This window comes from Microcoleus sp. B4-C2 (genome assembly GCF_036705265.1).
Taxonomy (GTDB): Bacteria; Cyanobacteriota; Cyanobacteriia; order Cyanobacteriales; family Microcoleaceae; genus Microcoleus.
This window is the reverse complement of sequence record NZ_JAUBUB010000061.1, coordinates 1-22,399: the sequence shown is the minus strand read 5'-3', so window position 1 is coordinate 22,399 and position 22,399 is coordinate 1. Positions and strand designations below refer to the sequence as shown.

General features: G+C 44.9%; 26 protein-coding genes. 21 read left to right on the top strand and 5 right to left on the bottom strand.

What is annotated here, in order from left to right:
- Positions 1–124 precede the first annotated feature (124 nt).
- From QUB20_RS18060 to QUB20_RS18030, 7 genes are all read left to right on the top strand, one after another.
- On the top strand, positions 125–1,036 hold the full coding sequence (locus QUB20_RS18060; protein ID WP_333247822.1) for a heme A synthase: 912 nt from the start codon (positions 125–127) through the stop codon (positions 1,034–1,036).
- A gap of 307 nt (positions 1,037–1,343) precedes the next feature.
- On the top strand, positions 1,344–2,321 hold the full coding sequence (locus QUB20_RS18055) for a heme o synthase (RefSeq protein WP_333247821.1): 978 nt from the start codon (positions 1,344–1,346) through the stop codon (positions 2,319–2,321).
- A gap of 79 nt (positions 2,322–2,400) precedes the next feature.
- Positions 2,401–2,640: a hypothetical protein gene (locus QUB20_RS18050; protein ID WP_333247819.1), complete on the top strand. Its 240-nt coding sequence runs from the start codon at positions 2,401–2,403 to the stop codon at positions 2,638–2,640.
- A 100-nt stretch (positions 2,641–2,740) separates the two neighbouring features.
- Complete coding sequence (locus tag QUB20_RS18045) at positions 2,741–2,986, top strand: DUF433 domain-containing protein (protein WP_333154900.1); 246 nt, start codon at positions 2,741–2,743, stop codon at positions 2,984–2,986.
- Positions 2,986–3,186: a DUF5615 family PIN-like protein gene (locus tag QUB20_RS18040; RefSeq protein ID WP_333247816.1), complete on the top strand. Its 201-nt coding sequence runs from the start codon at positions 2,986–2,988 to the stop codon at positions 3,184–3,186. Before QUB20_RS18045 ends, QUB20_RS18040 begins: the two co-directional genes overlap by 1 nt.
- Positions 3,187–3,207: 21 nt before the next feature.
- A complete protein-coding gene (locus tag QUB20_RS18035) occupies positions 3,208–3,342 on the top strand; it encodes a hypothetical protein (RefSeq protein WP_333291542.1) in 135 nt (44 codons plus the stop codon).
- A 114-nt stretch (positions 3,343–3,456) separates the two neighbouring features.
- Complete coding sequence (locus tag QUB20_RS18030; RefSeq protein ID WP_333247814.1) at positions 3,457–4,482, top strand: hypothetical protein; 1,026 nt, start codon at positions 3,457–3,459, stop codon at positions 4,480–4,482.
- 228 nt (positions 4,483–4,710) lie between these two features.
- Here the strand turns inward: QUB20_RS18030 and QUB20_RS18025 are convergent, their stop codons facing one another.
- The gene (locus tag QUB20_RS18025; protein ID WP_333247812.1) at positions 4,711–5,310 is read right to left on the bottom strand and encodes a class I SAM-dependent methyltransferase; all 600 of its coding nucleotides are present in this window, start codon (positions 5,308–5,310) and stop codon (positions 4,711–4,713) included.
- A 712-nt stretch (positions 5,311–6,022) separates the two neighbouring features.
- Here QUB20_RS18025 and QUB20_RS18020 point away from each other — a divergent pair.
- The 4 genes from QUB20_RS18020 (at position 6,023) to QUB20_RS18005 (ending at position 8,072) form a co-directional block, all read left to right on the top strand.
- The gene (locus QUB20_RS18020; protein WP_333247810.1) at positions 6,023–6,262 is read left to right on the top strand and encodes a hypothetical protein; all 240 of its coding nucleotides are present in this window, start codon (positions 6,023–6,025) and stop codon (positions 6,260–6,262) included.
- On the top strand, positions 6,259–6,510 hold the full coding sequence (locus QUB20_RS18015; RefSeq protein WP_333247808.1) for a hypothetical protein: 252 nt from the start codon (positions 6,259–6,261) through the stop codon (positions 6,508–6,510). Before QUB20_RS18020 ends, QUB20_RS18015 begins: the two co-directional genes overlap by 4 nt.
- 18 nt (positions 6,511–6,528) lie before the next feature.
- Entirely contained in the window at positions 6,529–7,221 is a 693-nt protein-coding gene (locus QUB20_RS18010) for an SRPBCC family protein (protein WP_333291540.1), read from the top strand.
- Positions 7,222–7,697: 476 nt separating this feature from the next.
- Positions 7,698–8,072 carry a signal peptidase I gene (locus QUB20_RS18005; protein ID WP_333247804.1) on the top strand — a complete coding sequence of 125 codons (375 nt, stop codon included), beginning with the start codon at positions 7,698–7,700 and terminating at the stop codon, positions 8,070–8,072.
- Here the strand turns inward: QUB20_RS18005 and galK are convergent.
- A complete protein-coding gene (gene galK / locus QUB20_RS18000) occupies positions 8,062–9,141 on the bottom strand; it encodes a galactokinase (RefSeq protein ID WP_333247802.1) in 1,080 nt (359 codons plus the stop codon). The two genes, QUB20_RS18005 and galK, sit on opposite strands and share 11 nt — an antisense overlap.
- A 277-nt stretch (positions 9,142–9,418) precedes the next feature.
- Here galK and rsmA point away from each other — a divergent pair, with 277 nt between their 5' ends.
- Positions 9,419–10,240 (top strand): 16S rRNA (adenine(1518)-N(6)/adenine(1519)-N(6))-dimethyltransferase RsmA, encoded by an 822-nt coding sequence (gene rsmA, locus QUB20_RS17995; RefSeq protein WP_333247800.1) that lies wholly within the window; start codon positions 9,419–9,421, stop codon positions 10,238–10,240.
- Between the two features lie 126 nt (positions 10,241–10,366).
- Here rsmA and QUB20_RS17990 read toward each other — a convergent pair whose 3' ends face one another.
- Positions 10,367–11,893 (bottom strand): ATP-binding protein, encoded by a 1,527-nt coding sequence (locus QUB20_RS17990; RefSeq protein WP_333291538.1) that lies wholly within the window; start codon positions 11,891–11,893, stop codon positions 10,367–10,369.
- A gap of 90 nt (positions 11,894–11,983) precedes the next feature.
- Between QUB20_RS17990 and ispE the strand changes: the two genes are divergently transcribed.
- The 6 genes from ispE to QUB20_RS17960 all read left to right on the top strand — a co-directional run bounded on the left by ispE (position 11,984) and on the right by QUB20_RS17960 (position 16,223).
- Entirely contained in the window at positions 11,984–12,961 is a 978-nt protein-coding gene (gene ispE / locus QUB20_RS17985; protein ID WP_333247796.1) for a 4-(cytidine 5'-diphospho)-2-C-methyl-D-erythritol kinase, read from the top strand.
- A 183-nt stretch (positions 12,962–13,144) separates the two neighbouring features.
- Positions 13,145–13,498, top strand: a complete 354-nt coding sequence (locus tag QUB20_RS17980) for a DUF3082 domain-containing protein (protein WP_333247794.1) — start codon at positions 13,145–13,147, stop codon at positions 13,496–13,498.
- 75 nt (positions 13,499–13,573) lie between these two features.
- Positions 13,574–14,200 (top strand): DUF488 domain-containing protein, encoded by a 627-nt coding sequence (locus QUB20_RS17975; RefSeq protein WP_333247792.1) that lies wholly within the window; start codon positions 13,574–13,576, stop codon positions 14,198–14,200.
- Positions 14,178–14,630 carry a DUF488 domain-containing protein gene (locus QUB20_RS17970; RefSeq protein WP_333108398.1) on the top strand — a complete coding sequence of 151 codons (453 nt, stop codon included), beginning with the start codon at positions 14,178–14,180 and terminating at the stop codon, positions 14,628–14,630. Before QUB20_RS17975 ends, QUB20_RS17970 begins: the two co-directional genes overlap by 23 nt.
- A gap of 72 nt (positions 14,631–14,702) precedes the next feature.
- Positions 14,703–15,383 (top strand): dual OB domain-containing protein, encoded by a 681-nt coding sequence (locus tag QUB20_RS17965; protein WP_333247790.1) that lies wholly within the window; start codon positions 14,703–14,705, stop codon positions 15,381–15,383.
- A 105-nt stretch (positions 15,384–15,488) separates the two neighbouring features.
- Positions 15,489–16,223, top strand: coding sequence for a hypothetical protein (locus QUB20_RS17960; RefSeq protein ID WP_333247788.1), 735 nt, complete (start codon positions 15,489–15,491; stop codon positions 16,221–16,223).
- A 486-nt stretch (positions 16,224–16,709) separates the two neighbouring features.
- Here the strand turns inward: QUB20_RS17960 and QUB20_RS17955 are convergent, their stop codons facing one another.
- Positions 16,710–17,885 carry an AAA-like domain-containing protein gene (locus QUB20_RS17955; RefSeq protein ID WP_333247786.1) on the bottom strand — a complete coding sequence of 392 codons (1,176 nt, stop codon included), beginning with the start codon at positions 17,883–17,885 and terminating at the stop codon, positions 16,710–16,712.
- A 504-nt stretch (positions 17,886–18,389) separates the two neighbouring features.
- On the opposite strand from QUB20_RS17955, the gene QUB20_RS17950 reads away from it, so the two are divergent.
- From QUB20_RS17950 to QUB20_RS17940, 3 genes are all read left to right on the top strand, one after another.
- Complete coding sequence (locus QUB20_RS17950; RefSeq protein ID WP_333247784.1) at positions 18,390–19,226, top strand: sigma-70 family RNA polymerase sigma factor; 837 nt, start codon at positions 18,390–18,392, stop codon at positions 19,224–19,226.
- 192 nt (positions 19,227–19,418) lie between these two features.
- Positions 19,419–20,987 carry a tetratricopeptide repeat protein gene (locus tag QUB20_RS17945; RefSeq protein WP_333247782.1) on the top strand — a complete coding sequence of 523 codons (1,569 nt, stop codon included), beginning with the start codon at positions 19,419–19,421 and terminating at the stop codon, positions 20,985–20,987.
- 36 nt (positions 20,988–21,023) lie between these two features.
- On the top strand, positions 21,024–21,338 hold the full coding sequence (locus QUB20_RS17940) for a serine hydrolase domain-containing protein (RefSeq protein ID WP_333247780.1): 315 nt from the start codon (positions 21,024–21,026) through the stop codon (positions 21,336–21,338).
- Positions 21,339–21,500: 162 nt separating this feature from the next.
- On the opposite strand, the gene QUB20_RS17935 is transcribed toward QUB20_RS17940, so the two are convergent.
- The gene (locus tag QUB20_RS17935; protein WP_333247778.1) at positions 21,501–22,304 is read right to left on the bottom strand and encodes a lectin OAA family protein; all 804 of its coding nucleotides are present in this window, start codon (positions 22,302–22,304) and stop codon (positions 21,501–21,503) included.
- Between the last annotated feature and the right edge of the window lie 95 nt (positions 22,305–22,399).

Here is a 22,399-nt window from a genome sequence, read left to right as displayed (position 1 = left end):
CGCTAAGGTAGTATATATGACGGTTTGTCACCGAAAAAGAGTGTTAAGCTCAGCTAAGCTCAGCAAAAGTAAAAGCTCGCTATTTCATTAAGTTCGATCGATAACAAAGGCTAAGGTAAAGTTCATGGCAAACTCAGTTTTAAATCAGCCAAAAGCAGCAGGAGTGCAGTGGCAGCCAAAAGATATTATCCGCGGCTTAGTGTGGAAAATTGCGATCGCAACCTGGCTGTTAATGGCAGTAGGCAGCGCCACGCGAGTCATGAATGCGGGGCTCGCTTGCCCCGACTGGCCGCTGTGCTACGGTCAATTAATACCTGCAGCGCAAATGAATTTGCAGGTATTTCTGGAATGGTTTCACCGGTTGGACGCAGCAGCGATTGGCTTGAGCGCGATCGCACTTTTAGGACTATCTTTGTTTTACCGCAGCAGCCTGCCAAAATGGCTGCCAATTGCGAGCGCCGGAGCACTATTTTTAATCGTTTTTCAAGGCGTATTGGGCGGCTTGACAGTAACACAACTGCTGAGATTTGACATCGTTACCGCTCACTTGGGAACAGCTTTACTATTTTTTGGCGCCCTGCTAGTCATCGGTTTCATGCTGACTCCCTACGAAGCTACAGGAAATGTCGGCAAATTGGCTTGGGTAAGTTCGATCGCAGCATTATTAGTTTACCTGCAAAGTTTGCTAGGAGCATTAGTAGGCTCTAGATGGGCACTGCACCAATGTTTGGACTCCTCAGAATTGTGCTCGGTAATGAACAGCCACATCGCCGGTATCGTACCAGCTACAGCAGCGACTTTAGCCGTAGCAGTCATGGCTTGGCGGCAGCCTGCACTGAGTCCAAACTTGCGAAAACTGGCTAACTGGGCGAGTGTTTGCCTCCTTGCTCAATTAGTTCTGGGATTAGCAACTTTCCGGCTGCACCTTCAGGTAGAACCGCTGACAGTCGCCCACCAAGCAGTCGGTGCTGCTTTGCTGGGAACCCTGATAGCTTTTAGTGTTTTAGCTTGGCGCGATCGAGTTTTATCAGCTTGAGAGTAATATCATGTCCGGTAGCATCGTTATTATTATAATCCAAGGTCTTGTAGGGGCGGGTTCACCATGATTCTCGATAAAAGCCAACAGTTTAATAAACCCGCCCCGCCCATACAAGCACCAATCAACCGGACACTCTCTAAAACGCAGATTTATCTATTCCTTGAGTAAGAGAGGGCTGATTTATCTCTCGTCGGTGGGGGCGGGTTTATTAATCCTTTTAGCTACTGCAGATATCTCTCGTAAAACCCGCCCCTACGAACCAATGACAACTAACTGACAACTGAAAACTAACAACTAATAACCGATGCAAGAAGTTCTTACAAACAATAGCCCCCGTCTCCACGAAAACTTTTCGCAAGTCGTGAAAAGTTACTATCAACTAACAAAACCCAGAATTATTTTACTGCTGCTAATCACGACATCAGCAGGAATGTGGATGGCGGCCAAAGGAGAAGTAGATCCGCTATTACTGGTATCAACTATTACTGGAGGCGCTTTAGCTTCTGCGTCGGCGAATACGATTAATTGTGTCTACGACAGTGACATCGATTATATTATGGAGCGCACCCGATGGCGGCCGATTCCTTCCGGGCGTGTCAAGAAGCGGGATGCTTTGATATTTGCGATCGCCCTAGCTACAATATCCTTTACATTGCTCACAGTTGTTGCCAACTTATTAGCGGCATTGCTAGCAATGTCAGGCATCCTTTTCTATGTCCTAATTTACACCCACTGGCTGAAGCGTCACAGCGTGCAAAACATCGTCATCGGCGGTGCAGCCGGGGCGATTCCCCCGCTTGTTGGGTGGGCTGCGGTTACGGGAGATTTGAGTTGGGGTGCGTGGCTGCTGTTTGGGATTATATTCCTGTGGACACCGCCGCATTTTTGGGCATTAGCAATGATGATTCGCGACGAATACAAGGAAGTAGGCGTGCCGATGTTACCCGTAATTGAGGGCGACGAAGAGACAGCCCGCCAAATTTGGATTTACACGCTATTGATGATTCCTGCAACTTTGCTGCTAGTTTATCCCCTGCATTTAGCGGGCGCGGTGTATGCGGGAACAGCTATTTTCCTGGGTGCTATTTTTGCCCAAAAAGCTTGGTTGCTGTTGCAGACTCCAGAGGATAAGATTGTTGCGCGATCGCTCTTTAAATACTCTATTCTGTACCTGATGCTATTGTGTGCGGGAATAGTCGTTGACAGTTTGCCTGTGACTCATAATTTGACTACTGCTGTTGTACAAAATGTGCAAACTTTGATTAGTGCAGTTGTGATGTAGTCTGCTTTTAGAGCCCCGAATTCTTAGAGAATTTGGGGCTCTTGGTATATTGTAAAATTTAAAGTGGAGGAAAGTTCTGATGGCTGAGAATACTGTGAAAGTAGACATCTCATTTCAATCACTGCTGGAAGCTATTTCGTCACTGGGAATTGCTGAAAGATACAAGATATGGGAATTTTGGGAAGCTGAATTATTCCCGAATGAGGACGATTCTCCAGAAGACATTGCCGAAATTGAAGCGGCCCGTGCTGATTACAAAGCTGGAGATTACACAACTTTTGATCGATATATGGCACAACGGGCAAATAAATCGACATGACTTACACTATCCTTGATGAACCTTTAAAGACAGTGACAGTTAATTTTAAAATCTTAACTATGCTCATAATAGATGAAAACCCTATAGAGGCGCACTGGTTATGAACTGGAAAGCACACATTCACTCAAATCCTAAAATTCTCCTTGGCAAGCCTGTAATTAAGGGGACACGAATATCAGTGGAGTTCGTTCTAGGGCTATTTTCAGAAGGTTGGACGCAGCAACAAATTCTAGAAAACTACCCAACGCTTAATGCTGAATCTCTACAAGCTGTGTTTGCTTTCGCGGCGGAGTGCCTCAAAGAAGACGTATTTTACACGCCTTTACTGTTTGCTGAGGCAAGTTAATGCGGTTTCTGGCAAATGAAAACTTTCCACTACAGAGTTTACGAATTCTACGACAAGCGGATCTGAAAGTCGCTTCTGTTACCGAGGATTCTCCAGGTATTGAGGATGCCGAGGTTTTGGCTCGTGCGGCGGATGAGCAACGGGTGATTTTGACCTTCGATCGCGATTACGGCGAACTCATTTATCGTTTGCGGCTGTGATCGCCAAGAGGTGTCATTTATTTGCGGTTTCGTCCTCACACGCCGGAAGAACCAGCATCAATATTGTTAAATTTATTACAGACCGAAGGATTGCAATTTGAGGAACGGTTTACGGTGGTGGAGCGCGATCAAATTCGTCAACGCCCCCTACCGTAGTTATTGCCGCAAGCAAGTAATTGTGTGGATTGAGGCAGGCTTTGGGTTTAGCAGTCCTTAATTCACCCTCTGTGTGTTACACTTATAATACAAATTTGACTCACTTATGATCCTATGAAGCTCGAACGTAAAACACATAGAGATGGCAACTTACACCCTAAAGCATTTAATTGTCTAAAACTTCTCGATGAAAGCTTTACCTATCATAACGATCACACCCAACGGCATCCGTTCTCAATCTACAGTCGCTCAATACAGAAAGTAATGCAGTCTTTCAATGCTGTTCTGGATGAAATCGATCAGATTTCTACAGCTTTGTTTAATGCTAATGGAGATTTAGATTATCCTTTAAAGAAGCTGCCAGATTTACAAAAAGAATTACTACACGCCTTACAATCTCACATTGATGATTGCTACCGTATTCTTAAAGTTATTCACCCCTATAATAGCAATGTCAATGAAATATTTGTAGAGAGTTGGTTGGATAAGGTCAAACACCCTGGGTATAAAGATTTTCATAACGAAATCAAGGGATACAGAGACTCATTTGCTCCTATTGTTAATAAGATTAAACACAATGGTGGTCAATTGCGTCCCATAATGATGTACTCAAGGGGACGTGGCATAGTTGCACGTACGGTAGATAAAGGTATTCAAATTTTTCCTAAAAATGCTCGTATTGTTGGGTATTTTCTAGAGGGGATGCAACCTAATGGGCGTATAGGCCCTGATTGTGAAATTCATCTCGATGGTATAACCGCTATTTCTTTAAATCGTGACCTACGTTATCACTTTGCAAATCTCTACCGAGTTGGTGATCATTTGAGGGCTGCAATTGCCAGAACGGTTCGTCACTTTCACGAAATAAAATTGCCTCGCCATGTCGCTTTTAATGATACCGCATCCCAATATGATATAGAGTCAATTGCAGAACGCGTCAGTAAGCTGCCACCTCTATTCTTTGAGAATGAGTTTTCTAAGAAAACACCAGATATTAAGTTCCACCGTCATAACGGGAATACAGATTTGATTTTGGAGGTTCCTGGTTCTCAGTATATGACTTGGGAGGGAGAAGTAATGATCTATTCTGAAATACAAGTAGATGCTGTTTGCCCTTACTATCAACTTCCTTACAGGTAAGCCAGAAGCGTTTGTAATTCTATAGTCGCAATGCCTAACAACGAAATAAAATTGTCTAGGTTGGGTTTCGTTCCTCAACCCAACCTAGGCGAATTTTAATTTTTAGCCTTAACTTAACTGTATTAGTTCATCACCAATTTGGACTAAAAACCAGGAGCGATCGCCCATCAACGTCCTAATACAGCCACCAGTTGCGACATCCCACACTTTAATCGTGCGAATGATAAATTAGGTCTTTTGGGCAATGATATAAACATGATTTTGAGGATACTGGTCATATTCGAGATGGCGGCAGGTGCAATGATGCTCAACCAGAATTTGCAGGAAAGTATCTACACCCAAAGTGCTGTAATCAAAGTCTTGACCTTGAAATGCTCCCGAAACCTCGCTGCTTGTATGTCCGCCGCCACAAGTGAACAGGATCACTCCATTGGGCTCAAGCGCATCGGATAGCTTTTGTATCACAGGCGCTTGCTTGTTGATTGGTAGATGAAACGTGCTATCCCACGCTGCAATCAGGCTGTAAAGTTTCGGCGGCAGCCAATCACAAATGTCTTCCCGGTAAAACGTGATTTCTGGATGTAGCTGCTGGGCTAAATTGATCATTTCGCTAGAAATATCAAGTCCTTCAGGCTGAAATCCATGCTTGGATAAACTGTTAATAAAACGTCCGCTACTTCCACACCCGACATCAAGTGCTGCGTGCTGCTTAGAAGTAAATTCGATCGCCCGTTCTAATTGGGCAATCCCGTAGGTTGAATCTTGATGCTCAGTTTGCCACCATTGGGCAATTCGGTCGTAGCGGGCCGATGTATCATTTGGCTCCATAGAGTGACCTCATAAGTGTCGATCGACATTTTCAGCGAAATTAAAATCTTTGTGTACGCCACACGCAGGCTATCCTAATGCCCCTAATGCTCTCAATGACGTTGTTAGCACCATCCTTGTGACTCCGCGCTTTGCTTTGCCTCCGCAGCTTATCGAGATCAAATTCATCGCTAAGCTGTTACGCATTTAAACCACTAACGAGGTTTGTATACTGCGTCAGTTATAACACTTACTGCACAAGGGAAACACTTTTCTTTTGTACTGACGCACCCTACTATCGTCTTTTAAATGCCCAACAGCTTAAGGTTTAGCTACTTCTAAAAATTGGCGTTGCATATTAGCGGGAAGATTTTTAATTTTATCAAAGCTGAAAACCCTTATTTTTTTGGCGGGCTCTTCAGCCCACCCCATAAGATTCATCCCAAAATTATGCAAAGCCGAAAAGAGAAGTGCGATCGTGTCTTGTCGGGCAAATCGAGACAGGCAAGGTTTTGGAGTTGCAGGCCGAAAGCGTCTATTTGCTTGGAGGCGTAAGGATTAGGGGCTTCGATTGGAACAGCGGCTGAAACCCCCGTTTTAGTTCGGAGATGAAATGCTCTACAGCAGGCGATCATTACTTTAGGTAGACGCAAGAGCCGCGCCAGGAAAGATACATTTTAAAGAATCTGTTGTTTTCATTACACAACCCCTTATTAGAAAAAGAGTTTCAGCGGTGAACTTAATATCTGCAGAGGAACTCAAAGCACTGGTACAACAATCTCCGGGATTGTGCGTATCAATTTATATGCCAGTCGCTCGCTCAACAGAAATTCAACAAAATCCGATTCGGTTCAAAAATTTAATCAGAGAGGCTGAACACAAAATAGTAGAGTACGGATTTGACAAAAAAGAAGCTGGGGAATTGCTAGAGCCAGTCCGATCAGAAGCAGCGATAAAATTTCTGCTGATTTGAAACAAGCTGTTTCGGCTGCTTATTTTGGACGGGGCGATCGACTATTTGTGGCTCTTGGCGTTCAGCAGTGGGGTAGTTTTATTCCCGATACAAACGCGGTGCAAGTCCACCCAGATGCAGAATTGGGCGACGAAGATTTGTTGAATGCCGCAGCAATTCAAACTATTCTCAACGGCGCAACAGTTTACGCGATGCCGCCGGAAAAAGTGCCGGAGGATGCATCTTTAGCTGCTATTTTTCGCTATTAATTCACGAGGTTTAAACCAATGGAATCTAGTTCAATGACAAATTCCGACAAACAAAACCAAAGTAGCAGCGGCGATACCGAACGCTGGGCATCTTTAATTGGTGGCGGGGCGCTGGTGCTTTTTGGTTTGTCGCAGCGTTCTTTGAGAGGTGCTTTGCTGGCGGTTGCGGGTGGTGGTTTAGCGGCGCGCGGTCTGGGGGTTGTGGAGGGTTTGCAGTCGGCCGCAGATCCGAATCAAAGCATTAAAGTTGAAAAGACGGTGACGATCGACAAACCGGCTCATGAATTGTACCATTTATGGCGCAATTTTGAAAATTTGCCTCGGTTTATGAAGCATCTCAAACACGTTACGGTAATAGATGAAACACGTTCTCACTGGATTGCTAGCGCGCCAATGGGCAATAGTGTGGAATGGGATGCAGAGATTGTCCGCGAAGAAGAAAATCGCTTAATTGCTTGGGCGTCTGTGGAAGGGGCTGATGTTGACAATTCGGGTTTTGTGCGCTTTCAACCGGCACCAGCGGGACGCGGTACTGAGGTAAAAGTTGTCATCGAATACAACCCTCCGGGCGGTGCAATTGGTGCTGGTGCTGCTAAACTATTTGGCGAAGCTCCCGAACAGCAAATTGCAGATGATTTACGTCGCTTTAAGCAGTTGATGGAAGCTGGGGAAATAGCGACTACGGAAGGTCAACCTTCGGGCCGCAAGTAAGTATCGCACTTTTGGTGGTAAGCCCTTGTAGGAACACGGCGACTGTAGGGACTTAGGACAAGCCCATAGGTGTTCAACTTAAGCTTTTTGTCCACCAGTCCTCCCGCCCACCCGTTAGTCCGCCAGGGAATGAATTCCCTGTCTCATAGCTAAAGTCCTCTCAAAGAGGACTGAAAAACTCATTAGTCGTCTTCAGACGACTTTAGCTTTGAGGCAGCCAGGGAATGAATTCCCTGTCTCATAGCTAAAGTCCTCTCAAAGAGGACTGAAAAACTCATTAGTCGTCTTCAGACGACTTTAGCTTTGAGGCAGGGGTTTCAACCCCTGTCGGACTGTGGGACTATCGGTTGTACGTTAAGTTGACACCTCTGGACTCTTGGAGTGTCCCTACGACACGAGCGATCGAGCGGGATTTCCTTGAGTACAAAACGTAGAGTTTGTGCTCTCAAGCTATTTGTTGTTTACCGGATTAGCTGATGTCATCTCAAGTGATTTTCGGAAATGCGGGCGCTGAAGGTGCAAGTCGGGGCGGTTGGTTTGCGGGTCACTTTATGACGCCGGAAGATGACCCGCGATCGACTTCTGTATTAGAGGTAAAATGGGGCACTCACCCCGCCGGAGATTGTAGGACTCAGTGGGCGGTAAATGCGGCAGCCACGACGCTTTCTATCCTGGTAAAAGGCCGGTTTCGCCTGCAATTTCCAGAGCAAGAAATCTTGCTTTCTCGCGAAGGAGATTATGCTCTCTGGCTGCCGGGAGTGCCTCATTATTGGTCTGCCGAGGAGGATTCGGTAATCGTGACTGTGCGGTGGCCTTCCCTGTCGGGAGATAGTTCTGGAGTTAAGAATTAACTGTAATTTCGGGAACCAAAACGCGGCCGCTATAACCTGCGCGCTGGTAGCGATCGATCGCCTCGGATGCAATAACACCCGCTTTCCCACTCTCCACCAAGGCTACGCAAGCACCGCCAAAACCTCCGCCCGTCAGCCTTGCGCCGAAGACTCCGGGGATTGACTGCAAGATGGCCGCCAGCGTGTCTACTGCCGGCACCGAAACTTCGTAGTCGTCGCGCTGACTGGCGTGGGAAGCATTCATTAACTCGCCAAAACGTTTGGCTGACAAAGATTTTACTGCTTCTAGCACGCGGTTGTTTTCGGTAACGACGTGGCGCGCTCGTCTTCTGAGAGGTTCCGGTAATACTTCGACAGCTTGGGGATCGGTTATATCCCTAAGAGCTTTAACTCCCAATATCCGGGCGGATTCCTCACACTCGGCGCGCCGCTGGTTGTAGCCGCTTCCGGCTGCTAGTTGGTGGCTTTCGCCACTGTCAATTATTAAAATTTCTGTGTTTGCGGGAAAAGGTATCGGGCGGCATTCGAGGCTGCGGGTGTCGATTAATAGCATGGTGTTGGTGTCTGCTAAACTCGACGCCATTTGATCCATGATCCCACAGTTCAAGCCGGCATATCGGATTTCGGCTAGCTGTCCGATTTGAGCTAGGCGCACGTCGTCTATGGGGAGGTTCAGCAGGGCGCGCACTCCTCTGAGGGTTGCTATTTCTAAAGCGGCGCTGCTGGACAAACCGGCTCCGATCGGCACAGTCGAGGTAATGTAGAGATTTATTGGCGGTATTTTGTATCCTTCTTTTTCTAAAAGTCTGAGGCAGCCACAGATATAAGTGACAAATTTTTGCGGTATGGTATCGTCGTCTGAATAATTTATCAGTTCGTCATATTCTGCTGAATAAAAATGGTGGCGATCGTCGCTGCTGAAGCCGATTTGTACTGTGGTGCGCTGGGGAATCGCTGTTGGAAGTACAAATCCATCGTTGTAGTCTGTGTGTTCGCCCAGCAGGTTTACTCTGCCGGGGGCGCTGGCTGTGGTTTTGGGTAATGTACCAAATACTCGTTGGAATTTCATTTTTGGGGAAGTGGTAATTGGTTGTTGGTTATTTGTTATTGGTTATTTGTTATTGGTTATTTGGAAAAACAGCTATCCGTGTATGCGTGACTTACGTGTTGTGCTGTTGGTAATTGGGAAGAAATAAATTTATTTTTTATCGTTTGTCCTTATTATAGTGCCCAAGTTTTTTGGTTAATTCAACCCCTGTTAACAAAAATAAACATGACCGTAGGTTAGGAAAAGATATAGACCTGTGATAGAATGACAGGCTAAGATTTCTCCAAAAATTCAAAAAATGCGATCGACCAGACCCCGGAAACAGTTTGCTCAACATTGGCTCAAAAGCGAGAAAGCCTTAGATAAGATTGTGAAAGCGGCTTCTTTGGATGGCGATCGCGTCCTGGAAATTGGGCCGGGCACGGGGATTTTGACTCGACGCTTGCTACCTGCGGCTGAGTCTGTTGTTGCTGTGGAGATCGATCGAGATTTGTGTCTCAAGCTAGCCAAACAACTCGGCAAAACCGACAATTTTTTATTGCTGCAAGGCGACATCCTGGAAATGGACTTAGAGGCTGAACTAACAGCCTTTCCCAAATTCCAAAATCCCAATAAAGTTGTTGCCAATATCCCTTATAATATTACCGGCCCGATTCTGCAAAAACTGCTGGGAACAATCTCTGTTCCTGCTGCTAAACCCTTCGATGCGATCGTGCTGTTAGTGCAGAAAGAAGTGGCCCAAAGGCTTTACGCTAAACCGGGTTCGACAGCTTTTGGCGCGCTGTCGGTGCGGGTGCAGTATTTAGCAGAATGCGAGTTAATTTGCGATGTGCCGTCTAAAGACTTTTTTCCGCCGCCAAAAGTCGATTCTGCCGTGGTGCGGCTGCTTCCCAGACAGATAGAAACTCCGGCGGTTAATCCGCGCTATTTGGAGAATTTAGTTAAGTTGGGATTTGGTAGCAAGCGCAAGATGCTGCGAAATAATTTGAAAGGGGCTGTGGACTTAGATAAACTCGTTCAATTGCTAGAAGAGTTACAGATAAATCCTCAATCTCGCGCTGAAGATTTAAGCGTGGATCAATGGGTAAATTTGAGTAATAATCTTATGTGCGAGGTTTGAAGTTCAGGATTGTGTTAGATACCCGAATTATTAAATAATTCGGAGATATGGGTGTTTTTTTTTGTCAAGACTTTTACCTGTGACTACTAACAGTTGAATTTAGGTTTTCTGGGATTTCTGAAAGGTTTATTGCAGGCTAATCGGAATTTTAATAATAAATTCTGCACCTTTCCCCGGTGCAGAAATACACTGCAATTCGCCTTGATGTCTTACTGTGATAATTTGATAGCCAATAGATAATCCTAATCCCGTGCCTTTGCCTACTGGTTTAGTGGTAAAAAATGGATTGAATAACTGGTTTTTCACCGATTCGATTATTTCTGGCCCGTTGTTGCTAATTCGGATTTCTACCACTTCACTGTCTGAAAGTTGGGTAGAAATTTTGATGAGGCGGCTATCAGCTTCATTGGCTGCAATCGACTCGCTGTGGCTGTCATCTTCTAAAGCATCAATAGCATTAGCCAGGATATTCATAAACACTTGATTTAGCTGTCCGGGGTAGCACTCGATTCGGGGTAAATTGCCATATTGTTTGATAACTTGAATATTCGCCAAACCGGGCTTAGCATTCAATCTGCTTTGCAAAATCATCAGTGTGCTGTCAATTCCTTCGTGAACATCGGCTACTTTCATTTCTGCTTCGTCATGGCGCGAAAAAACTCGCAGCGACTTGACAATACCGAGAATGCGCTCGGCCCCGTTTTTCATAGAAATTAATATTTTTGGTAGATCATAGATAATAAAATCTAAATCTACAGACTGGAGTTTTTCTTTAAGTGTGGGTAAGGGATTCGGATACTGTTCTTGATAGATATTCACCAATTCTAGCAAACTATCGGCATACTCGCGAGCGTGAGTAACATTCGCGTAAATAAAGTTAATCGGATTGTTGATTTCATGAGCAACCCCAGCGACCAATTGCCCCAAAGATGACATTTTTTCGCTATGAATTAGCTTTGATTGAGCCTGCTTCAATTCAGACAAGGCTTGTTCGAGTTGTTGAGTTTGAGTCTTTAACTCTGCGGTGCGTTCTTCAACTCGAATTTCTAATTCTTCTTTAGCTATTTTTAGTGCAGCTTCGGCTAATTGGCGCTCGATAATTTCCGATGCTAGGAGTCGGTTTGCCAAGGCTAAATGTTGAGCTTGAGTCTTTAACTCTGCGGTGCGTTCCTCAACTCGAATTTCTAATTCTTCTTTAGCTATTTTTAGTGCAGCTTCGGCTAATTGGCGATCGAGAATTTCAGCTTCTAGGAGTCGGTTGGCAGATTCTAACTGTGCGGGACTGGGAAGTGCTAGGGCTTGAGGGATTAAGTCTACCAAAAGTATGGCTGTAGCAAAGGAAATAAGGGCAGTAATTGCTTTCATTGTTCCTGAAAGCCAATAGGTAGGATGCCAAAGTGTCCAGAGTTCAAATATGTGAGTGATGCCACAGGCGACGATAAAGGCTCCAAACAGGGCAAAGATCCAATTAAATGGCAAATCTTCGCGTTTGGAAATAAAATAAACCAATGTAATTGGAATCGAAAAATACGCGAGTGCAATGATTGAATCTGAGGTAAGGTGAAGCCAGACTAACGGGGTATGCCAGAGATAGCAGTGGCCGTGAGGAATAAATGGCCCGGAAGTAAAAAAAGTTTTCCACATTTCCTGCATAATATTTCCTTTGAGTTGTGAGAAAATGGACTCTGACTGGTGTCAATTAATTTCAACCAGGGGTTTCTTTCACCTGCGGCTTAATCACCTATGCGTTCATATTCTCTGCTAGCTTCAGCAAAAATCAATCTGTATCTGGAAATCATAGGCGATCGCCCCGACGGATATCACGAACTGGCGATGGTACTTCAAAGCATAGATTTAGCCGATCGAATTGACTTACGCGCGATCGGTACGGACACGATTCGCGTGCGTTGCGATCACCCACAAGTCCCTCCTGATAAGAATAACCTGGCCTACCGGGCGGCCGATTTGTTGGCGAAGCAATTCCCCGATGCTTTGGCGAAATACGGCGGAGTCGAGATTGCCATTCACAAGCAGATTCCAGTGGCGGCGGGGCTTGCCGGCGGTTCGGCCAATGCGGCGGCGGTTTTAGTCGGGATGGATTTGCTGTGGCAATTGGGACTTACTCAGTCGGAGTTGCAAGAGTTGGGGGGAACTTTGGGTTCGGATGTGCCTTTTTGCATTGCGGGAGGTACGGCTTTGGCAACTGGTCGCGGAGATCAACTGTCGCCACTGCCTGATTTGGGTGGCTTTTTTGTGGTTTTGGCAAAGTACCGCAACCTCAGTATTTCTACGGCATGGTCGTATCAAACTTATCGCCAGCAGTTCAGTAGTTCCTATTGTGCAGCGGAAGATTTGGTGTGCCGTCGGCAACGGCTGCATTCGGGCCCGATGGTGGGGGCGATCGCCCAAAAAGATCGATCGAAAATTGGTCAATTGCTACACAACGATTTAGAAAAAGTTGCTTTACCTGTGTACCCGCAGGTGTTGCAGTTGCGGCAGGCTTTTGAGTCGGCGGGGGCTTTGGGAACGATGATGTCGGGTTCCGGGCCGACGGTGTTTGCGCTGGCAGAGTCTTCAGAGCAGGCTCAGCAGGTTTTGGAACGGGTTAAAAGTGCGATCGCTTCTCCAGATTTGGATTTTTGGGTAGCACAGTTTAGCAATACTGGAATTCAGATTTTTTCGGAGGGAAACGAGACGAAACCGCCGATTTCGAGGGTGTAACTCGAAGAGGGTGCGATCGCCATCGCCCGTTAAACCTGTCTAACAGGCGAGGGTAAAGATTAATCTAACTTTTCGCAGAGTCTATTGAGATCGAAGAACTGATAATATGTCATGCAACACCGATTTTAGTTTTGGTGAATTAACCAGAAATCTAAAATCTAAAATCTAAAATCTAAAATCGCCATGACTGATTTAACTAATCCAAATTCTACTTCTAAACCTCTTAGTTCGGCTGGAGATGCAACCTCTGCATCTTCCACGCCGCCGACAATTTTGCGGTGCGTGATGGGTTCGCTAATCGCGGGCGGGTTTGCGGCGGCTTTGTACGCGCTAACTTTGTCGATCGTCCAAACTTTTGCAAATTCCCCGATTCATTCTGACAATGTGACTGCGATTAATATTGGCGCGGCTGTGAGAACTTTAGTTATGGGGATTGTGGCTTTGGGTGCGGGTGTTTTTGCTTTTGCATCTTTGGGTTTGATGCTGCTGGCTGTGCAACTTGTGATTCAAAAGTTGCTGAAAAAAACCACAGGTTGAAGTCTACCAGTTGCCAGAATTTGGCTACACAAACTTTCATCCGCAAGGCAAAGACTGAATAGTAAGATCGAAGCAATGGAATTATTTACGATCGGGCACTCCAATCTGAGTATTGAAGCGTTTGTTTTGCTGCTGCAACAACACGGAATTACGGCGGTTGCGGACGTGCGATCGCATCCTTTTAGCCGTTATTTACCTCATTTTAATAAATCCGAAATTAAAGTTTCTCTGTCAAGTGTTGGCATTCAATATGTTTTTTTAGGCAAAGAGTTGGGCGCGAGACCAGAGGATTTAAGCTGTTACGATACTAGCGGTAAAGCTTTATACGATCGCATAGCAGCAACTCCTCTATTTTCCGAAGGAATTCAGCGCTTGCTCAAAGGCGCAGCCAATTATAAAATCAGTTTAATGTGTGCGGAAAAAGACCCGATTACTTGTCACCGGACTATTTTAGTTTGCCAAAAACTTAAAGTCTTTAATTTACAAATTAATCACATTCTTTCCGATGGCAATTTAGAATCGCACCAGCATTTAGAAGAAAGACTTTTGAGCAAGTTTAACAAAGGCAAAAAAAATAATGAGCCAATTCAGCTAAGCTTGTTTGAATTAGAGCCTCAAGTTAAAGAGGAAATAGTAGATTTAGAAACAGCTTATTATCGTCACGGATTGGAAATCGCTTATGTCACAAAAGAAAGCAATTAATTTATTTACAATTGGTTTTACTCAAAAAAGTGCCGAGCAGTTTTTTGATACTTTGATGAAAGCGGGAGTCCGCAGGGTGATAGATACGCGGCTGAATAATGTATCGCAGTTGGCGGGTTTTGCTAAGCGGAAAGATTTAGAGTATTTTTTGCGAACCATTGGCAATATTGAGTACGTTCACATTCTGGATTTAGCGCCAACTCAAGATATTTTGGATGATTATAAAAAGAAAAAGGGAGATTGGGATGTTTATGAACAGAAGTTTTTGGAGTTGATGGGCGATCGACAAATTGAACACAAGGTTTCATCGGATATTTTAGACTGCGGGTGTCTGCTTTGTAGCGAACCAAAACCTCATAATTGTCACCGCCGCTTAGTTGCTGAATATCTCAGCGAGAAGTGGAAAAATGTCACAATTAATCATCTTTGATTTAGTGAAAAGATTAGATAATGGTGGGATGAATCTAAAATCTAAAATCTAAAATCTAAAATCTAAAATCGAATGACTCGGATAATTTGTCTCGCTAATTCCTGGAAACGCGGCGACAGGTGCATCGCCGGAATTAATGAACTTCAAGGTAAGTGGGTGCGTCCTGTTTCCGACTTACCAGAGGGCCAAATTCCTAAAGAAATGCGGCAGATAAATAGACTTGAACCCGCGTTGTTAGATGTTCTAGAAATTCCTCTGGCCAAGACGGGGCCGGACTTTGGCTTTGAGTGTGAAAATCTTTCTGTTTTACCGGGAAAATGGCGGCAAGTAGGGAAAGTTCCGCCAGCATATTTGCTGAAATATTGCCAGAGTCAAGAATATATTTTGCACAACGATTTGCGATATGTTACGGTGGCATATATGCAGTCTTTGCCAAGGTGCGATCGCCTAACTTTGCAATTAGTCAAAGCAGTAAGATTTACGGTAAAAAAGCTAAGTCAAAGATTTGAAGGTGGTAATAAATGGGAAGGATCTATTGTCACGCAGCATGGTCAAAGATTGACTGCAACAATTACAGATCCGGTGTTTATTAGAAAGTTAGAATTGGGGTATCAACCGCAAAAAGCTTGTTTGGTAACAGTGAGTTTGAGTATGCCTTGGCGGCCCGATGATTGGGAGGGAGATGACCCTTGCTGGAAGTTGATTGCGGGTGTGGTAGAGTTGCCGGAAGATGTTGTTGATGATGAAATTTAGTTTTGACCCAAATGGGCGATCGATTATTTATTTCTTTTTATTTTCCGCAAAAACTCTGTTCGTGCTATAATTCTGCGGGACTGTAGCAGGAAGGGGTGCTTTTTAATGAAAGCAGAATTTTATTTTGACTGTCACAAATATATTTGCAGTTTAGTTCAAGTGGATTTTGTCAAAGAATTAAAAATAAAAAATCATCAAGGTTTTGTTTTGGCTGTTAAGCAAGGACAAAAGATTGGACTTTTGGGAAAAAGTCGTCATAATGCTAAACAAGTTGATGTATCTAAGCCGCATTTTTATAATGTAATTAAAGCGGCTATGAGCGCTTTGGAATTAGAGACTAAAAATGAGGTTATATTAGAGAGAAATCGCACTCTTGCTGATGCCGAAGAAATGATTCAGCAGCAAAACCGAGAAATTCGCGTTCTCAACGAACAGATTAGAATGCTTGTGACTAAGGTTGAGGAATTGTCAAGGGAAAAGCAGCAGTTATCCATGCAGCTAGTAGACAAGGAAATCAGAGAAACTGCAATTAGTCAAGAACTTGATGATTTTCCTGCTTTCGAGGAAGACTTAGTGGCGGCGGAAATTGAGCAGGAGCTTGAAGAAACTGAAATTAGTAAAAAAATCGAAGAATTGTCGGTTGAAGCTTCTGGGTTGGACGTGCAGTTAATAGAAAATCTACCGGATTATGAGGGAATTGAGGAAAAGCAACAAATGACCGAAAGCGATGTTAAAAGTGTCACTGTAGAAATTAGAGAAGAAGTAGAATTTCAAGGAGGCGAAACAGAAATTAAGCGACTGCCTAAAAGAGGTTCCCAGAGAAGGATGAGAAAGAAATAATGATGATATATCTTTTCTAGAGTGTGAGGCGCTATTTATAGCGAAAATGTGCGCCATATACACGCTAAATATAGAGTTGATGCGTATCTATTGTGCATCTTTTATTCCTCGCTATGTGGCAAATTTTCTCTAATTATTGTCGGAAACCAACTGACGGCTGCTATTTGTCCGATCGCCCTGCTTTGTTCAATAAATCCGGGTACTTCTGCGATCGCCAAAAATGGAAAAGCTAAACTTTGAGCAGCACGATCGTATTTTCCCTCTACAAGCTGATATAGTTATAAGGTTTGCCCGCGCTATCTCCAAAGTTCGGGAACGCCAAGGGGAGAATAGATTGTGAACTTATTTAGATAATAATTTGTGTAGTCAGACTCTACACCAAAATCCGGCGGCGGGTCTGTTTCTAAGTCAAAATTGGTGCTTCTGACTAAAGCTTAATTCTGGATGTAGAAACAGGTATCCGGTTCGATTTCTAGAAGCGGATTTTTACCGGATAAGATTAGGGTGTAGAGGAGGAATATAGGGAATAATATAAAGTTTTGTGACAATTTTCCACACTTGTGCTATTTGCCACATTTGTTCCTGCGAGATATCCTGCGCCCAAATATGATATAAAGCCAATCGGATTAAATGGGGATTTCCACCCACAAAATGTATTAGTTTCTCTAAATCCTGTATTGGCAAATTCAATCCATGCCGAAGTGCTAAATCTTGCACTTGAGCGCTGGTAAAATCAGGTATTTCAACTGACAGCCCTAGATTAAATGGGGATTGATTGATATTGAGGGGAATAGAAACTTCTGTCGAGTGTACTACTACTAACCGAAGTTTCTGCCAGATATTACTATTGCGATCGCCATACTTTCCTTTTTCGTACCAAGCTCGCAGCAGACTAAAAAAGTCAGAGGCAATTTCGGGGTGAGTGAAAAGGCGATCGACATCATCTAAGGCGAGTACCAGCGGTGAATCGATTTGAGCTAATAAATAATTCTCAAAATAATCGGTGGTGTTATAGTTGCTACCAAACATCTCATCCCAATAGTCTGCTAGTTTGTTCGGTAGCTTCAAGCTCCGGCTCACGCAAGCACAAAACCATTGCAAGAATCGATCCAGATTGGTGAATACTTTTTCATCAGCCAGCTTGAGATTCAACACCACTGTTTGATAGCCCTGTTTTCTCCCCCGTTCCAGGATTCTTGCCATCAAGGAAGTTTTACCCATTAGTTGGGGAGCTTTGATGCGAATTAAGGCACCAGGTTGCAAAATCGCTTCGCAGGTGCGAGATTCAATGGGAGGGCGTTCTACATAAAACGCCGAATCGAGAGGTACTTGACCCCCCGGTAATTCTGGCTTTACATCTACACGATCGGGTTCAACTTCTTTAATCTGAGTTTCTGGCCAAGAATAATCAGAGGGATCCAGAATTAGATTAAAAGCCCTGAAATAGCGCTTGAGGGTTTGCTTATCAACGGTAGTAGAGCCATTATTGACCCGGAGCAAGGTATCTACAGCTAAGCCTGTGCGATCGCTCAACTTTTCAAGAGTGTATCGGTAGCCACTGTTTTCTTTAAATTCCGCCTCTGATTTCGCTTTCTGAAGTTTGTTCGATCCTTGAGGGGTAAGGATTACACCGCGCCTGCGTCTGTATTTAGGCTGATACATGGGGTTATTCAACTTAAGCTAGCGTACATTTAACTTTTAAATTGAAAAAATCTAGGAACAGCTTTCCATTCCTCTCCTTTGCACCCAAAATCGTTGGCCATCCTACGGTATTAGCCGGGAACTTAAGTAAATAAATAGCTTAAGAGCCGTTAGTTAAGCTAAACCACAGAAATAATAGAGTATTTTCCCTAATTGTAAGAAATTTTTCCGAATTTGAGCAAGTTTGGCTCATGAGGTTGCTAAATTGGCTACCCACCTAAAACGGGACATTTTGGTTATAGACCCCTTTCTCCAAAGAAGTTTATTGTCCCGCCATAGAAGGGTAGCCACTAAATTTTCCAACTTTTACACCCCTACGGGTGGTATGGGGTGGGAATTTGAGGAGGAAAAATCCTTAACTTCGGATCTTAACTGCGAAAACTGCGATTGTTTACAGCGAGGAGAAGAGGCAGACTGGACTGTAAGCTTGTTCAGCCAATGCTCTCCTAGTGAAGGAACAACTTGATGCTAGATAAAGAAAGCTTGACAGAGAATGTAACAACGAATGTAACTCTCCACCGATTTCGTTCCCTGATCGCTCAAAAAGCCACAAGTGAGACAAAGTTAGACGAGCAACTCCTATTAAAATGCCTGTCTCAAGGCGACAAAAGAGCATTCTGGCAGTTATGGATATGGCATCAAGATTATCTCTACCGTTGCTGTCAAACATGGATGGGAGGCGATCGGGTAGAGGCAGAAGAAGCACTGAGTCGAGCAAGGCAAAAAGCCTGGGAAAAAATGCCTTCTTTCGCTGGCACAATTACTTATCCTAAAGCTTGGCTGGCTCGACTAACCCATAACATCTGCATGGATATACATCGAGAACGCAAGAAAGGTGCAAAGGGTGTCGAGAACATTGAAAATATTTCCGAAGATGAGGGAATTGGTGGTAGCAGCGAATCACCCGAAGCTGCCATGCTCCGTCAGGAAACGAGCCAACACATACGCCGTGCTATTAATAGTCTACCTGCCAAACTGCGAGACCCTTCCATTTTGCGGTGGTATGAGGAGATGCCTTACCGAGATATTGCCAAAAAATTGGCTCTTTCTGAAAATAATGTGCGGAAACGCATCCAACTGGCACGAGAGATTCTGCAAAAGCAGTTGCACAATTATCGTTTAGGTTTGGATACGGCAGAAGTCGAGGAACCGAAGTCGGATGAGCCGGCGACATCTGGCTGCGAAAAGTTGAGGGTAGAAGAGTATGTGCAACAGCCAATTGATTATAGGGTAACAACTACTTATCTTGATTCACTGTTACATACGAGATATAGCTCATCCAGCCTTTTGAGTTGGAGATAATTCCGAAATCTTACAGAATACAGAGCTTTTCAAGTCTGATTGTAGGGGCGAGTTTGGTACGTTGTTGCGCTTTAGCGCTCTTATGAAAACTCAGATAAGAGCGCTAAAGCGCAACAACATACCTTAAAAGGAAAGTGTTGCCGATATTGGGGTGCATTTACAAGCCATTAACTATAATAGGTTTACTCCAATATGTCTAGAGTCACTGCTACTTGCCTGGTACAGCTTAATCAGCCTACCGGGGTGGAAATGAATGCTTATCTAGTTTTAGATGAGAAACTCACAAGGCAAGATATTAAGCTTAAAACATTAAGTAAATACGTGGAGCAGCATCCCACGGGATGGAAGAAACGAAGGGAATTAGCCGAACTGCTATATGCAATGGGCAACTGGCAGCAAGCAGTGGAAGAATATCGCCAAGTGCTACAACGGCAACCTCAATTAATTGATGTGAAATTGCTATTGGGAAAAATCTTGCAGTTGATGGGGAAAGAGACAGAAGCAATTGCAGTTTATGAAACGGCTAAAAGTTTATCTGACAACGAAGCAGTCGGACATCATATTAATGGATTAATTGCAGTGTGTCGCCGTTGTATTGAGCAGGCGGCGGTGTCTTTTGAACAAGCAACATTCCTAGAACCAGAGAATACGGCTCACTGGCTGGCTCTGGGATTGATTTATTTGGAAAAAGAAGCTCCGATTGCAGCGTTGCAAGCTTTTGATAGGGTTTTGCAACTGAATCCGAATGACGTTGTAGCTAATAGTCACAGCTATGATGCGTTGATGATGTTGGGGAACTTTCAGGAAGCGGAACAACGTTTGCAGCGAGTGCTGGAGGTGTTTCCCCAGGATTTGCGGAGTCTCAAACTGCTGGCGGATAGTCGCTGTGGTACGGGATTAGTTGGGGGTGAGGAAGGTAAGCGGACAAAGCAAATGATTCAAACGATGCTGCGAATTGCTCCCAATGCTGCTTATGTTCATGATTCGCTGGCGCAGTACCACCTGTTTCGCGGGGAGTGGAAAAAAGGGGTAGCTGTTTTGCAGGAGTTTGTTGAACAGCATCCGCTTAATCTTGGTGGCTGGTATTTCTATGGGCGATGTCTCTTCCGCACGGGGAATTCTATTACTGGGGCGGAAGCGATGCTGAAGGCGTATCGGTTGTATCCCAATGATGGGGAAATTTATCGGGCGCTGTGCGAGATTTTACCTGTGGCGGGGAGAGGAGATGAGCTCAAACCTTTGGTGGAAGAGATGTTGGAGCGGTTTCCAGAGCGCTGGAGTGTGTGGGCGACGGCGGGACGGGTGCTGGTGGAACATTTTCAAGATATGGAGCGTGGATGTGCGTTGTCTGCGCGGGGAATGCAGCTACAGCCGCAGTTAGCTGATGCTTGGTTCCGACATGGGCGGGTGTTGGCGCTGGCGGGGCGACACCGGGAGGCGGTGGATGTGTTGGAGCAAGGTTGGCAGTTGTTGTTAGAAGGGGGGGGTTGCTTGCAATCTGTACCTGCGGCGGTGTGGTTGGGTGAGAGTTATCGGGTTTTGGGTGAGGAGGAGAAGTGTCGGGGTTGGTTGGAGAAGGGGTGCGTTGGCGCTCTGGAATTGATGAGTTTTAATCCCGGTGTTGCACATTACTGGTGTGGTAGAGCGTTGTCGGGGTTGGGGGATGTGGCGGGTGCTGTGCAGAATTATCGAGATGCGCTGGGTCAGCATTTGTTTTATCCTGCTCGCGGGGAGGTTAAGGAAGGTTTGGAAAGTTTGTAAATTCTTAATTTGAAAGGCTTCTGTTTTTATAGGTTTGTGGGTGCATCTATCTACCCAATAAATCCTAAAACTCAAAAAAATCATCAGAGCGAATTCCGTTCATTCGTAGAAGAAACACTCAAACAATGGCAGGTGTCAGGAGTGGCGATCGCGATCATCCAAAATGACCAAACCATCCTCTGCGAAGGCTTCGGATTAAGAAATGTAGAGGAGAATTTACCCGTCACACGGGAAACCGTTTTCCCCATTGCCTCTTGCACCAAAGCCCTCACCGCCATGACTATCGGCTTGCTAGTGGATGACGGTCAATTAGATTGGGATCGATCGATTCGAGAGTTTTTGCCCAACTGACAATTGCAATAGGAAACCTATTTTTTTTGAAAACAATCGGTCAACCCTTTACTGCGTGTGGGGTTGACCGATTGTTGTTGTCCCGTCAGGTCAAGCTTTGGTGTCAATAAGCTGAAATATCTCTGTAGGCAAACCGAGCCAAAAGCTTAAATTCAAAGGGGTTCAGGATTTTCGTTGCCCCTTGAACCCAATCGGCCCTTCTCCAGCATAAGTCATGCTGCCAGTCAGAGTTTTACCACCGTCATCAGATTTTAGGTTTAGTTCGACCACATTTTGGTTAGCGCGGGAACCGATCACCCATTTGCCTCCTGGATTCCAAGGTGCAGTAGCCCCTCCCCATTGGTTCTCAACTGTGTAAGTATTACTGTCAGAGCGGGTAGCTCGAAAGCCAATCGGCCCTTCTCCAGCATAGGTCATGGTGCCGTTGAGGGTTTGTCCGCCATCAAAAGACTTAACATTGATAGCGACAACGTTCTGGTTAGTGCGACCACCGATCGCCCATTCACCTCCTGGATTCCAAGGCGCGGTAGTCCCTCCCCATTGGTTCTCAACCGTGTAAATATTACTAAAGAAGGTAGCTCGAAAGCCAATCGGCCCTTCTCCAGCATAGGTCATGCTGCCAGTCAGAGTTTTACCACCGTCATCAGATTTTAGGTTTAGTTCGACCACATTCTGGTTAGTGCGGGAACCGATCACCCAATCGCCTCCTGGATTCCAAGGTGCAGCAGCCCCTCCCCATTGGTTCTCAACTGTGTAAGTATTACTGCCAGAGCGGGTAGCTCGAAAGCCAATCGGCCCTTCTCCAGCATAGGTCATGGTGCCGTTGAGGGTTTGTCCGCCATCAACAGACTTAACATTGATAGCGACAACGTTTTGGTTAGGACGACTACCGATTACCCATGTACCACCTTCATTCCAAGGAGCAGATGAGCCACCCCATTGATTTTGCACTTGGTATAACGTCATAATTTTCTTGATGTAGTAATATCAATACTCCGGACAGTTTTTAAGCAGCCAGAGTACCATAAGACAAGACTGAAGGAAGGTTAGGGTGATTTAAA

Coding starts and splice junctions, on each gene's coding strand:
- QUB20_RS17945 (WP_333247782.1), top strand. CDS start 19,419: ATGTCTAGAGTCACTGCTACTTGCCTGGTACAGCTTAATCAGCCTACC.
- QUB20_RS17970 (WP_333108398.1), top strand. CDS start 14,178: ATGTCACAAAAGAAAGCAATTAATTTATTTACAATTGGTTTTACTCAA.
- rsmA (WP_333247800.1), top strand. CDS start 9,419: ATGCGATCGACCAGACCCCGGAAACAGTTTGCTCAACATTGGCTCAAA.
- QUB20_RS18005 (WP_333247804.1), top strand. CDS start 7,698: ATGTCATCTCAAGTGATTTTCGGAAATGCGGGCGCTGAAGGTGCAAGT.
- QUB20_RS17990 (WP_333291538.1), bottom strand. CDS start 11,893: ATGCAGGAAATGTGGAAAACTTTTTTTACTTCCGGGCCATTTATTCCT.
- QUB20_RS18010 (WP_333291540.1), top strand. CDS start 6,529: ATGGAATCTAGTTCAATGACAAATTCCGACAAACAAAACCAAAGTAGC.
- QUB20_RS18060 (WP_333247822.1), top strand. CDS start 125: ATGGCAAACTCAGTTTTAAATCAGCCAAAAGCAGCAGGAGTGCAGTGG.
- QUB20_RS18025 (WP_333247812.1), bottom strand. CDS start 5,310: ATGGAGCCAAATGATACATCGGCCCGCTACGACCGAATTGCCCAATGG.
- QUB20_RS17960 (WP_333247788.1), top strand. CDS start 15,489: ATGAAAGCAGAATTTTATTTTGACTGTCACAAATATATTTGCAGTTTA.
- QUB20_RS18055 (WP_333247821.1), top strand. CDS start 1,344: ATGCAAGAAGTTCTTACAAACAATAGCCCCCGTCTCCACGAAAACTTT.
- QUB20_RS17965 (WP_333247790.1), top strand. CDS start 14,703: ATGACTCGGATAATTTGTCTCGCTAATTCCTGGAAACGCGGCGACAGG.
- galK (WP_333247802.1), bottom strand. CDS start 9,141: ATGAAATTCCAACGAGTATTTGGTACATTACCCAAAACCACAGCCAGC.
- QUB20_RS17980 (WP_333247794.1), top strand. CDS start 13,145: ATGACTGATTTAACTAATCCAAATTCTACTTCTAAACCTCTTAGTTCG.
- ispE (WP_333247796.1), top strand. CDS start 11,984: ATGCGTTCATATTCTCTGCTAGCTTCAGCAAAAATCAATCTGTATCTG.
- QUB20_RS18040 (WP_333247816.1), top strand. CDS start 2,986: ATGCGGTTTCTGGCAAATGAAAACTTTCCACTACAGAGTTTACGAATT.
- QUB20_RS17935 (WP_333247778.1), bottom strand. CDS start 22,304: ATGACGTTATACCAAGTGCAAAATCAATGGGGTGGCTCATCTGCTCCT.
- QUB20_RS18030 (WP_333247814.1), top strand. CDS start 3,457: ATGAAGCTCGAACGTAAAACACATAGAGATGGCAACTTACACCCTAAA.
- QUB20_RS18050 (WP_333247819.1), top strand. CDS start 2,401: ATGGCTGAGAATACTGTGAAAGTAGACATCTCATTTCAATCACTGCTG.
- QUB20_RS17955 (WP_333247786.1), bottom strand. CDS start 17,885: ATGTATCAGCCTAAATACAGACGCAGGCGCGGTGTAATCCTTACCCCT.
- QUB20_RS18045 (WP_333154900.1), top strand. CDS start 2,741: ATGAACTGGAAAGCACACATTCACTCAAATCCTAAAATTCTCCTTGGC.
- QUB20_RS17950 (WP_333247784.1), top strand. CDS start 18,390: ATGCTAGATAAAGAAAGCTTGACAGAGAATGTAACAACGAATGTAACT.
- QUB20_RS17975 (WP_333247792.1), top strand. CDS start 13,574: ATGGAATTATTTACGATCGGGCACTCCAATCTGAGTATTGAAGCGTTT.